This is a genomic window from Ferrovibrio sp., assembly GCF_029255545.1.
Classification (GTDB): Bacteria; Pseudomonadota; Alphaproteobacteria; order Ferrovibrionales; family Ferrovibrionaceae; genus Ferrovibrio.
Window position 1 is genome coordinate 47,450 of the sequence record NZ_JANLJJ010000029.1, and the last position, 11,751, is coordinate 59,200.

The 11,751-nt window shown below is 63.9% G+C and carries 11 protein-coding genes; 2 read left to right on the forward strand and 9 right to left on the reverse strand.

The genetic code is table 11. The annotated features are described in order from the left end of the window. The 5 genes from Q1J79_RS05225 to gatC form a co-directional block, all read right to left on the reverse strand. Window positions 1–1,073 (reverse strand): hypothetical protein (locus Q1J79_RS05225; RefSeq protein ID WP_300297452.1); only part of this gene is annotated, 1,073 nt, incomplete at its 3' end. Between the two features lie 170 nt (window positions 1,074–1,243). After that, window positions 1,244–1,849 (reverse strand): DUF6655 family protein, encoded by a 606-nt coding sequence (locus Q1J79_RS05230; RefSeq protein WP_300297454.1) that lies wholly within the window; start codon window positions 1,847–1,849, stop codon window positions 1,244–1,246. Window positions 1,850–1,952: 103 nt separating this feature from the next. Continuing rightward, window positions 1,953–3,413, reverse strand: coding sequence for an Asp-tRNA(Asn)/Glu-tRNA(Gln) amidotransferase subunit GatB (gene gatB, locus Q1J79_RS05235; protein WP_300297456.1), 1,461 nt, complete (start codon window positions 3,411–3,413; stop codon window positions 1,953–1,955). Window positions 3,414–3,415: 2 nt separating this feature from the next. Beyond that, the gene (gene gatA / locus Q1J79_RS05240; RefSeq protein ID WP_300297458.1) at window positions 3,416–4,894 is read right to left on the reverse strand and encodes an Asp-tRNA(Asn)/Glu-tRNA(Gln) amidotransferase subunit GatA; all 1,479 of its coding nucleotides are present in this window, start codon (window positions 4,892–4,894) and stop codon (window positions 3,416–3,418) included. Beyond that, a complete protein-coding gene (gatC, locus tag Q1J79_RS05245; protein WP_300297460.1) occupies window positions 4,894–5,181 on the reverse strand; it encodes an Asp-tRNA(Asn)/Glu-tRNA(Gln) amidotransferase subunit GatC in 288 nt (95 codons plus the stop codon). Before gatC ends, gatA begins: the two co-directional genes overlap by 1 nt. Window positions 5,182–5,289: 108 nt before the next feature. Here gatC and ruvX point away from each other — a divergent pair, with 108 nt between their 5' ends. Next, window positions 5,290–5,757, forward strand: a complete 468-nt coding sequence (ruvX, locus tag Q1J79_RS05250; RefSeq protein ID WP_300297462.1) for a Holliday junction resolvase RuvX — start codon at window positions 5,290–5,292, stop codon at window positions 5,755–5,757. Window positions 5,758–5,856: 99 nt separating this feature from the next. After that, a complete protein-coding gene (locus Q1J79_RS05255; RefSeq protein WP_300297464.1) occupies window positions 5,857–7,092 on the forward strand; it encodes an MFS transporter in 1,236 nt (411 codons plus the stop codon). Here Q1J79_RS05255 and Q1J79_RS05260 read toward each other — a convergent pair. The 4 genes from Q1J79_RS05260 to Q1J79_RS05275 all read right to left on the reverse strand — a co-directional run bounded on the left by Q1J79_RS05260 (window position 7,089) and on the right by Q1J79_RS05275 (window position 11,674). After that, a complete protein-coding gene (locus Q1J79_RS05260) occupies window positions 7,089–7,943 on the reverse strand; it encodes an alpha/beta hydrolase (RefSeq protein WP_300297466.1) in 855 nt (284 codons plus the stop codon). The two genes, Q1J79_RS05255 and Q1J79_RS05260, sit on opposite strands and share 4 nt — an antisense overlap. Before the next feature lie 157 nt (window positions 7,944–8,100). Beyond that, window positions 8,101–8,484: a nuclear transport factor 2 family protein gene (locus Q1J79_RS05265; protein ID WP_300297468.1), complete on the reverse strand. Its 384-nt coding sequence runs from the start codon at window positions 8,482–8,484 to the stop codon at window positions 8,101–8,103. Between the two features lie 88 nt (window positions 8,485–8,572). Continuing rightward, entirely contained in the window at window positions 8,573–9,007 is a 435-nt protein-coding gene (locus Q1J79_RS05270) for a cytidine deaminase (protein WP_300297470.1), read from the reverse strand. Between the two features lie 3 nt (window positions 9,008–9,010). After that, the gene (locus Q1J79_RS05275) at window positions 9,011–11,674 is read right to left on the reverse strand and encodes a valine--tRNA ligase (RefSeq protein WP_300297472.1); all 2,664 of its coding nucleotides are present in this window, start codon (window positions 11,672–11,674) and stop codon (window positions 9,011–9,013) included. Window positions 11,675–11,751: the final 77 nt, after the last annotated feature.

Sequence of the window (11,751 nt, forward strand, 5' to 3'; positions counted from 1 at the left end):
AGCGCCTCGGAGATGCCGGCGGCCAGGGTGGCGAATTCCTCGCGGGTCGCCTGCGGCCCGAGGAACTGCGTCCTGAAATCGCGGTGCTCCATGTAATGCGACAGGATGCCCTGCAGTTCAAAGCGGGCATTGCCTTCTTCGATCTCGCGATAGAGCCGGAGCAGGAACAGCAGCTTGCGCGCGATATCCGGCTCGCGGCTCAAGATCGGATTCAGCAGTTCCGGCATGGCGAAACGGGCAAAGCGCCGCGCCAGATTGGTCTGGATCGCCGGATCACCATCCAGCAGCGGCAGGCCTTGCAGGCGCTCGCGCAGGGTCAGCATCCCCTGCCATTCCAGATGAGGCTCGCTGCTGTAAAGCGGCAGGCTGCTATCCAGTGCTTCGGCCAGGCGTTCGCAGACAGCGGCCCGCGTATGCGGCAAGGATTGCGCGTTCAGCACCCGGCGCAGGTGCTGCAGCACGGCGGGACCATCGGGCGGCAGATCCCTGCCGGCCAGCCCAAGGCAGATCTCGATCACGCGACGGCGGTTGGCATCGCCATACAGCGCCGGCGCCGCCGGCTTGAGACGCAGGATTTCCGCCAAGGTCTGATCGGCCAGCGCATGACTTTCGTTGCCGAGGCCGGCCCCCAGCAGGTCGAGGCAGAGCGTGACCTTGTCTTCCCAGGAATCACGCGCCGACACCAGGCGGGCCACCGCGATGCCATCGCGCACCCATTCATTGAGACTGGCGCCTTGCAACAGGCCGTGCTGCTGTGCCTCGGCGAGTCCCGCAAGGACCGGCAGCGCCACCGCCTGGGTCTCGACCCGCTGCATGGCCGCCTCGGCCAGCGCGGTGAGCTCTTTCATGCGCTCCAGAACCGGCCGCTTGGTATGTTGGCCCTGCAGCAGGGCGACGCGCTGGAGGATTTCCTGAAACCGCGGGCCATCGTCGAGCAGGGCGCGATGCTGCGCCGGCTCGAACACCAGTTCGGTTGCCGTGATACCGCGCCGCTCCAGGTAAGCCCGGGCAACCTGGAAGATCAATTCACGCGCCGGATCGGCAAAAGTTTCAGCTTCGGTTTCGCAGAACATGGCCCGCCTTTCTGGCGGAATTCAGGGAATGGCTGGCCCAAATAACGGCATAGCCGGCAGTTGTGCAACCCGGGAAACCCGAGGGAGATCGAATACTACCAGAAGACGCTTAATCTGCCGATCAAAACAAGTGACGCCTCGCTTTATCCAAGGCAAGCCAAGACCTGATCTTACTTGCCGACCCACTCCTCACGCGCCGGCTCGGGCACCAGATCGTTGGTGTCCCAGGAGAAGAAGATCAGCGCAGCCCATTCCTTCTTGTGCGCGAAGCCATAGACGGGATCGAGCGACTGGACCAGCAGGCCGGTTTTCGCGTTATAGGCCGTTGCCGCCACCTTGATCACGCCCTGCTGGGTATCACGCTTGAACAACGCGATCTCGGGCATCTGTACCTGCCCGGCCAGCGGGATCGGCACGCCGAAATCGGGAATGCCGAACAGCGTCTTGTCGCGGTCGACCGAGCTGGCGCCGATGCGCGGCTCGATCACGATCTCGGCCTTGCCCTTGTCGTCGACCAGATCGCCGCCCTGGCGCAGGATACGGTCGCGGATTGTGCCGAGCAGGTACTTGCTGTCAGTGCCTTCGGCATAGGCGGGATCGACGAAGACCTTGCTGCCTTCGGGCAGATTGAAAGCCAGTTTGTCGGCCGCGCGTTCGGCAGCCGTCGAAAACAGCAGCTGCTCGGTGGCAGTGCGCCCCGGCTCGGTGGTGCGCTGGGTCGAGCAGGCGGCAAGCAACAGACAGAGCGTGGCAGGCAGGAACAGGCTGCGGAGCATCGGGCATCCTTGATCTGGGATACCCTCTGTCTGCCGTAGAAAAACGGCAGAAAAAAGGCCGGGGTTTTGGCCCCGGCCTTTTGTCATTCGCATGTCGCGGTGATCAGCCCGCCAGCTTCTTCTTCAGCAGCTCGTTCACGGCATTCGGGTTGGCCTTGCCGCCCGAGGCCTTCATGGTCTGGCCGACGAAGAAACCGAACAGCTTGTCCTTGCCCGAGCGATATTCCGCCACCTTGTCGGCATTGGCCGCCATCACCGCGTCGATCACCGCCTCGATCGCGCCGGTATCGGTGACCTGCTTCATGCCCTTTTCTTCCACGATGGTGGCGGCATCCTTGCCGGTTTCCACCATCAGGGCGAAAACATCCTTGGCCAAACGATTCGAGATCGTGTTGTCGCTGATCAGGTCGATCAGGCCGCCGAGCTTCTCCGCCGTGATGACGAAATCATCCATCGACTGGCCAGACTTGTTGAGCAGGCCGAAATACTCGGTGATTACCCAGTTGGCGCAGAGCTTGCCGTCGCGGCCTTTGGCGACCTTCTCGTAGAAGTCGGCCGATTCCTTCTCGGCCACCAGCACGGAGGCGTCGTAGGGGCTGAGACCCAGCTTCTCGATGAAGCGCGCCTTCTTCTCGTCGGGCAGCTCCGGCAGACCACGGGCGATCTGGTTCACCCATTCGCCGTCGAGTTCCAGTGGCAGCAGGTCGGGATCGGGGAAGTAGCGGTAGTCATGCGCCTCTTCCTTCGAGCGCATGCTGCGCGTCACGCCCTTGCCCGTGTCGAACAGGCGGGTCTCCTGGTCGATCTGGCCGCCCTCTTCCAGTATCTCGATCTGGCGACGGGCTTCGTATTCGATGGCCTGCTGCACGAAGCGCACGGAGTTGACGTTCTTGATCTCGCAGCGCGTGCCCAGACCCTCACCCGGCCGGCGCACCGACACGTTGACGTCGGCGCGCATCGAGCCTTCGTCCATGTTGCCGTCGCAGGTGCCGAGATAACGCAGGATGGTGCGCAGCTTCTTCAGGTATAGCCCCGCCTCCTCCGAATTGCGCATGTCAGGCTCGGAGACGATTTCCATCAGCGCGACGCCGGAACGGTTGAGATCCACAAAGGTCTCGCGCGGGCTCTGGTCATGCAGGCTCTTGCCGGCATCCTGCTCCAGATGCAGCCGCGTGATGCCGATCTCGCGCGTGGTGCCGTCGGGCATGTCGAGCAGCAACTTGCCTTCGCCCACGATCGGCTGCTTGTACTGGCTGATCTGGTAGCCCTGCGGCAGGTCGGCGTAGAAGTAGTTCTTGCGGTCGAATACCGAATGCAGGTTGATCTGCGCCTTCAGGCCCAGGCCGGTGCGCACCGCCTGTTCGATGCAGTATTTGTTGATCACCGGCAGCATGCCGGGCATGGCGGCATCCACCAGGCTGACCTGATGGTTCGGCTCGGCGCCAAACACCGTCGAAGCGCCGGAGAACAGCTTGGATTTCGACAGCACCTGGGCATGGACTTCCATGCCGATGACGATTTCCCACGGACCCGTGGCACCCTGGATGTAATCTTTCTCAGCCATCTTTAAGCCCTCCACCAGGCGGTGGGTTTGGCGGTGAAATTCGCGGCCTTCTCGACCGTGCGGCCGACACGCAGCAGGGTCGCCTCGTCGAACGGGCGGCCGATCAGCTGCAGGCCCCAGGGCAGGCCGTCGGCGCCCATGCCCGCCGGCAGCGACATGCCGGGCAGGCCGGCCAGATTCACCGGCACCGTGAACACGTCGTTCAGGTACATGGTGATCGGGTCGTCGGTCTTGGCGCCCAGCGGGAAAGCCGTGTTCGGCGCGGTGGGCGTCAGGATGGCGTCGACGCGCTGGAAGGCCTGTTCGAAATCCTTCTTGATCAGCGTGCGCACGCGCTGCGCCTTGGTGTAATAGGCATCGTAATAACCGGCCGACAGAACATACGTGCCGATCATGATGCGACGCTGCACCTCGCGGCCAAACCCTTCGCCGCGAGTATTCTCGTACATCTCGATCAGGTCCTTGCCCGGCACGCGCAGGCCGTAGCGCACGCCGTCATAGCGGGCCAGGTTCGACGAGGCCTCGGCCGGCGCGACGATGTAATAGGCCGACAGCGCGTAATGGGTGTGCGGCAGGTGGATGTCGACGATCTCGGCGCCGGCATCCTTCAGCCAGGCCTTGCCCTGCTCCCACAGCGCCAGGATCTCGGGGTTCATGCCGTCCATGCGGTATTCGCGCGGAATACCGATGCGCAGCCCCTTCACGCCGGCTTCCAGGTTAGCGGCGTAGTCCGGCACCGGCGTATCGACCGAGGTGCTGTCCTTCGGGTCGAAGCCGGCCATGGCCTGCAGCATCAGCGCGGAATCGCGCACGCTGCGGGTCATCGGCCCGGCCTGGTCGAGCGATGAGGCGAAGGCCACGATGCCCCAGCGCGACACGCGGCCATAGGTCGGCTTGATGCCGGTGATGCCGCAGAGCGAGGCCGGCTGGCGGATCGAACCGCCGGTATCGGTGCCGGTGGCGCCCAAAGCAAAACCGGCGGCAACGGCCGCGGCCGAACCGCCCGACGAGCCGCCGGGCACCAGCCTGGTGCCATCCTGCGCGCGCCAGGGATTGATGGCGGGGCCATAGTAGCTGGTCTCGTTCGACGAGCCCATGGCGAATTCGTCGAGGTTCAGCTTGCCCAGCATCACCGCGCCGGCCTGCCACAGATTGGCGGTGGCGGTGCTTTCATAGGCCGGCTTGAAACCGTCGAGGATATGGCTGGCCGCCGTGGTCAACACGCCTTCGGTGCAGAACAGGTCCTTGATGGCGAGCGGAATGCCTTCCAGCAGCCCCGCCTTGCCGGCGGCGCGGCGGGCATCGGATGCCTTGGCCATCTCCAGCGCCTTCTCGGGCGTCTCGGTGATCATGGCGTTCAGCGGCCTGGCCGCCTGCATGGCCTCGATGCTGGCCTGGGTCAGTTCAACCGAGGTGAAATCCTTCTTGGCCAGTCCCTCAAGGGCGCCGGCAATGGTGAGCGTGCTCGGATCGATGGCCATCACTCGACCACCTTCGGCACGGTATAGAAATCGCCCTGGCGCTGCGGCGCGTTCTTCAGCACTGCGTCCGGCTTGCCGCCGTCGGTCACTTCGTCCTCGCGCTGGCGCAGCTTCATCGGCATCACCGAGGTCATCGGCGGAATGTTGTCGGTATTCACCGACTGCAGCTCCTCGACGAAGCTGAGGATGCTGTTCAGTTCCGAAGTCATGGCGTCCAGCCGCTCCGGCTCCATCTTCAGCCGGGCCAGCTTGGCGATTTTCGCCACCGCCGTTCTATCCAGTGACATGCGCTGTCCGTTCCGTGGTAAAAACTGGGGAGAATCCCTTTGAAATTGCGGCGGAAAGTATCACTCGTGACCGGCCCCGGCAACCCCGCTCCCCAGCCCGTTAAGTCCTTGTTCAAGCCCGCAGAAGGCCCGATCCGGCTCAATGTCGGCCAGCGCTATCTGGGCTTCGATCTGGGCAGCAAAACCATTGGACTCGCGCTCTCCGATGCCGGGCACCGGATCGCCAGCCCGTACCAGACCCTGCCGCGCCGGAAATTCACCCAGGATGCCGCCGAACTGCAGAAGATCGTGGCCAAAGAAGGCGTCGGCGCCCTGGTGCTCGGCCTGCCGGTGAACATGGACGGCACGGAGGGCCCGCGTTGCCAGGCGACGCGCGCCTTTGCCCGCAACCTGTCGCAGCTCATCCCCCTGCCCGTCGCCCTGTGGGACGAACGCCTGAGCACGGTGGCGGTGCAGCGCATGATGACCGAGGAAGCGGATTTGAGCCGCGCCCGTCGCGCCGAGCTGGTGGACAAGCTGGCCGCCAGCTACATCCTGCAGGCCTATCTGGACTGGCTGGCGCAGCAGGTCGACTAAGCGGACTTTACGCTGGCCGCATGCGGATTATCTGCTAGGCTTGATGCAACCGGCGACACAGCCGGAGAGAAAAGCACGCCATTCCGTCCCGCAGGCACCATGACCGATTTCGCCCTCCCCGCCGGCCAGCCCACGACCCAGAACCGCGATATCAAGGTGATGGCCCTGGTGGGCGCCGCGCATGGTTGCAGCCATTTTTTCCAGCTGGTGCTGCCCTCGCTGTTTCCCTTCCTGAAGGATGCCTTCCAGGTCAGCTATACCGAGTTGGGCGTGGTGACGACCATGTTCTACGTCATCTCGGGCCTGCTGCAGACGCCGGCCGGCTATCTGGTCGACCGCATCGGCGCCCGCAACGTGCTGATCGGCGGGCTGGGGATTTTCTGCGTCGGCATCCTGCTGCTCTCGCTGGTTCCGGCCTACTGGATGCTGTTTCCCGTGATGCTGATCGCCGGCCTGGGCAATTGCGTGTTCCATCCGGCCGACTACTCGATCCTCAGCGCCAGCATCGATCCGAAACGCCTGGGCATGGCCTATGGCACGCACACGTTTGGCGGCAATATCGGCTGGGCCCTGGCGCCGGCGCTGATGGGCGGCGTTGCCAGCTTTGCCGGCTGGCATGCCGCGCCCGCGGTGGCGGCCGTGGTCGGCCTGGGCATTCTCGCCGCCCTGGTGCTGAACCGCGACCTGCTGAAGGATGACGCCGCCGCCACGCGGCGGGAAGCCAGGTCGGCGGGCGGCAGCGCCGCCACGCTTGGCCCGCTGCTCACCCTGCCGGTGATGATGTGCTTCATCTATTTCATGTTCAATTCGACGGTCTCGATCGGCCTGCAGAATTTCCTGCCGGCAACGCTGCAGACCCTGTTTGACACGCCACTGGCGATCGGCACCATGGCGCTCACCGGCTTCCTGCTCGCCTCGGCGATCGGCATCATCATGGGAGGCTGGGCGGCCGATCGCGGCATGAAGGTCGAAGTCATCGTCATGGCTGGCATGCTGGGCGGTGCCGCGCTGATGCTGGTGGTCGCCTTCATCAACCTGCCCACCGCCTTGCTGGTCGGCGTCATATCCGCAGCCGGCTTCCTGATCGGCTTCACGGTGCCGTCGCGCGATCTGATCGTGCGTGGCGCCACCCCGAAGGGCGCCTCTGGCCGCGTCTTCGGTTTCGTCTATTCCGGCCTGGATGCCGGCTCGGCCATCGCGCCGCTGGTGATCGGCCAGTTGCTGGATCACGGCCATGCCGACATGGTGCTGGTATTCGTCGCCGCCGTACTGGCCTGCGGCACCCTCACCGCCATCACGGTGCGCAGCCGCTCCCAGGCGTCGCAGTCGACCTAACGCGCCGCCAGCCAGCCCAGCAGTTCGGCATCGAACAGCGCTGGCTCTTCCAGGAACGGCGCATGGCCGCTGCGCTCGAAAACGCGGATGGTGAGATCGCGGAACCTGTCGCGCACCGATTCCCAGAGCCAGGGCGGCGGCACGAGGAAATCGTGGCGGCCAAGGCCGAGGAAAACCGGCTTGTCCAGCGCATCAAGGCCTTTTGTGATGTCGATATCGCGGAAGGCCTCGCCCCAGACGTGATCGAACATCGCCATGTTGGTCTCGACGCCGTCCCACAGAGGAGCGGCATCGAAGGCGGGGTCGAACCAGCTCTTTGGTCCCATCAGCAGGCAGTAGGTGACGAAGGCCTTGTCCGGCGCGGCGGCGATGGCGGCCGGCAGTTTCGCCATGTTCTGCGCCAGCAGGACCTTGCGCTCCGGGCAGACGGATTCTTCGAGATAGCGTTCGGCGGCGGCATGGCCGACCGGCGCATAATCCGGCGCCACGTTCAGCATCACCACATGCGAGACATGTTGCGGATAGGCCTTGGCATAGTCCAGCGCCATGAAGGCATGGCCGGAATGGCCCAGGATCACCACTTGGCCCAGGCCCAGTTCGCTGCGCACGTGCTCGATATCGTCGATCAGCAGCGGCAAGGCATATTGCGTCTTGTCGGCGCAGGCATTACCCGGCGCGAAGCCACGATGATCCATGAAGGCAAGCTTCAGGTGCCGGCGCAGATTGCCTGAGAAACAGCGCGGGTAATACAGCGCGCTGCCGACCACCAGCACCGGCCGTCCCTCACCCTCGATGCGATATTGCAGATTGAAACCGTCGCAGGCAATCACGCCCTGTCGAAGCTCAGACATGGCGCTCAGTTTGAGTCATGAACCGTGCAGTTGTTGGATGCAGTTTTGCACCAGCCACGCAGGCCGCTGGCAAACGTTGTCGCCGGATCGGCGCAGGCGGACAGCAGGAGCAGGAACGAGAGAAGAGTCAGCGTACGCATGGCATCACCCAAGCATATTACCCCGCCAGCATCTCGGCGGTATAGGTCTTGTTGATCACCTGCCAGCGGCCATCCAACCGGATCAGGCTGAGATAGTCGGTGAAGAAACGCGGCAGGATGGCGCAATTGACCTTCACCATCGCCGTGTCCGGCCCGGTGATGTCGACCGACAGCACGCGGTCATGCTCACGGGTCTGGTCCTTCGCTTTGGGCGAAGGCCGGCTTTCGATCAGCCTGCACCAGTCCTCGCGCGGCACGTTCACCAGCTTGCCGTCGATGGCGGCAAACAGGCTGGAGGCCGGATGGAAAGCCTGGCGGATCTTGGCGGTATCGCCTTCATACAGCCCATCGAGATAGATCTGCACCGTGGCGAGAATGTCATTGACCTGCGGATTGCTCATGGATCAGCTCCCTGTCTGCAACCCAGAAAAGCAGCGCCCATTGCCGTGGTCAAGCACGGGAATGCATCCCGACAATCAGGCCGCAATCTTACGGCTGCCGGTGGTATTTCAGCGGCAGCAATTCGGAAGGGTGATAGGCGCGCAGGCCGTGCTCGGCATCGGCCAGCAGCACGCGGGCCTCGGGCGCGAAGTCGCGCAGCATCTCGCGGCAGATGCCGCAGGGCGCCACGATCTGCACGGTCTGATGCTGCTCCGTTGGTCGCGGATGGCGCACCGAGACGATGGCCGTGATCGGATCGTCAGGCCCGGCGCCGTCGGCCATGGCCTGGCCCACCGCCACCGCCTCGGCGCAGACCGAGGCGCGGCCGACATAGGTATCCAGATGCAGACCGGTGACGATTTTTCCTGAGCGCGTGCGCAGGGCTGCCGCGATGTGATGCCGGCCAACCGCATAGCGCTTGCTGATCAGCGCCGTGGCGGCATCGATCAGTGCCTGGTCGTCTGGGGTGATCGCAACAGCCATATGTCAGCCCAACTGAGCCAGCGCCTCGGCCAGCTTCTCGGCCATGGCGGTCTGGGCGGCGCGGCGTTCGCGCTGCTCCTCCACCACCGCTTCCGGCGCGCGCGAGACGAAGGTGGCATCGCCGAGCTTGGCGTCGATCTTGGCGATCTCGGTCAGCGCCTTGTCGCGCTCCTTGGCCAGGCGCGCCTTTTCCTTGGCGATGTCGATCACGTTGGCCAGCGGTAGCACGAAGGTGGTGCCATCGACCACGATGCGGGCACAGCCCGAACCCGCCGGCGCAGTCTGCTCCATGGTGATGGTTTCGATGCGGGCCAGCCGCTTGATCGGGTCGTTGTGGCGCAGCAAGCGGCGGATCAGTCCGGGATCGTCGCCCACGCCCTGCATGGCGATCTTGGCGCCGGCCGGCACGTTCAGCGCCGAGCGGGCTGCACGCACGGCATCGATCAGGCGGATCAGCCAGTCGATCTCGGCCGCCGCCACCTTGTCTTCCGCCCGCGCGCCATCGGTCGGCCAGTCGCGCAACATCAGGAAACCGCCCCCTGCCTGTTCTTTCTGCGCGCCATAGAGCTTTTCCCACAGCTCTTCCGTCACGAAGGGCATGAAGGGATGCAGCAGGTGGATCAGCTGGCGCAGCACATAGGCGCAGGTGGCCTGCGTCTCGGCCTTCTGGGCTTCGTCCTCGCCGGTCAGGGCCGGCTTGATCAGCTCCAGATACCAGTCGCAGAAGGTGCCCCAGGTGAAATGATACAGCGCGCCGGCGGCCTCGTTGAATTTATAAGCCTCCAGCGCGGCATCCACGTCGCGCACCGCCTGGCCCAGCCGGCCGAGGATCCACTTGTTGACCGTGCCATTCACGGATTTCGGACTGAAATCATCCGGCAGCGCGCAGCCGTTCATTTCGGCAAAGCGGGCGGCATTCCACAGCTTGGTGGCGAAGTTGCGATAGCCCTCGACGCGCTGCTCCGACATTTTCACGTCGCGGCCCTGTGCGGCGAAGATGGTCAGGGCAAACCGCAGGGCATCCGCGCCAAATTTGTCGATCAGCACGAGCGGATCGAGCACGTTGCCCTTGGTCTTCGACATCTTCTGGCCCTTCTCGTCGCGGACCAGGGCATGGATGTAGACCGTGTGGAACGGCGCCTTCTTGGTGAAGTGCAGGCCCATCATGATCATGCGGGCGACCCAGAAGAAGATGATGTCGAAGCCGGTGACCAGCACGTCGGTCGGGTAATGCGACTTCAGCACCGGCGTCTGCTCGGGCCAGCCCAGCGTGGAGAACGGCCACAAAGCCGACGAAAACCAGGTGTCGAGCACATCCTCGTCGCGCGTCAGCGTCACGGCCTTGCCGTAATGCGTATGGGCTTCTGCCTGTGCTTCGGCCTCGTCATAGGCGACGAAGACCTTGCCGTCCGGCCCGTACCAGGCCGGAATCTGGTGCCCCCACCAGAGCTGGCGCGAGATGCACCAGGGCTGGATGTTGCGCATCCATTCGAAATAGGTCTTTTCCCAGTTCTTTGGCACGAACTGGATGTCGCCCTGCTCCACCGCCTCGATGGCCGGCTTCGCCAGCACGGCGGCGTTCACGTACCATTGTTCGGTGAGGTATGGCTCAATGACGACGGTTTTGGACTTTTCGTCATGAGGAACCATGTGGGTGTTGGGTTCGATCTTTTCGACCAATCCAAGTTCTTCGAGATCAGCGACAACCTGCTTACGCGCCGCGAAACGCTCCAGGCCGCGATACTTCTCCGGCACGTTTTCGTTCAGATGGGCGTGCCTGTCGAAGATGTTGATCATCTCGAGATCATGGCGCTTGCCCACCTCGAAATCGTTGAAGTCATGCGCCGGCGTCATCTTCACCGCACCCGAGCCCTTCTCGGGGTCGGAATATTCATCCGCCACGATGGGGATACGGCGGCCGACCAGCGGCAGGATGGCGAATTTGCCAACCAGGTGCCTGTAGCGCTCGTCTTCCGGATGCACGGCGATGCCGGTATCGCCCAGCATCGTCTCGGGCCGCGTGGTCGCCACGGTGATGAAGGTATCGGCCATACCCTCGACGGGATAGCGGAAATACCAGAGGTGCGACTTCACCTCGATGGACTCGACCTCCAGGTCCGAAACTGCAGTCTGCATTTTCGGATCCCAGTTCACCAGCCGCTTGTCCTTGTAGATCAGACCCTCGCGGTAAAGTTCGACAAAAACCTTGCGCACGGCGGCCGACAGACCATCGTCCATGGTGAAGCGTTCACGGCTCCAGTCGCAGCTTTCGCCCAGGCGCCGCTGCTGGCCGGTGATCATGCCACCGGATTCCGCCTTCCACTGCCAGATGCGCTCGACGAATTTCTCGCGCCCCATCTGGTGACGGTTCGTCTGCTGCTGGGCTAGTTGGCGTTCAACAATCAACTGGGTCGCAATACCAGCATGGTCGGTGCCCGGCTGCCACAACGCGTCGCGGCCGCGCATGCGCTGCCAGCGGATCAACACGTCCTGCAGGGTGTGGTTCAGCGCATGGCCGATATGCAGGCTGCCGGTCACGTTCGGCGGCGGCAGCGCGATGGTGTAGGGCTTCCCCGCCTTGACGCCATGCTTGAAGCAACCGGCCGCTTCCCAGGCCTTGTAAAGGCGGGCTTCGACGTCCTGCGGCGAATAGGTCTTGTCCAACATGGGCGACAACTCGGGGTAAGGCTGGGAAAGGGCGCAAAATAAAGACGATCCGGACGCGCAAGTCCAGACTTGCGCCG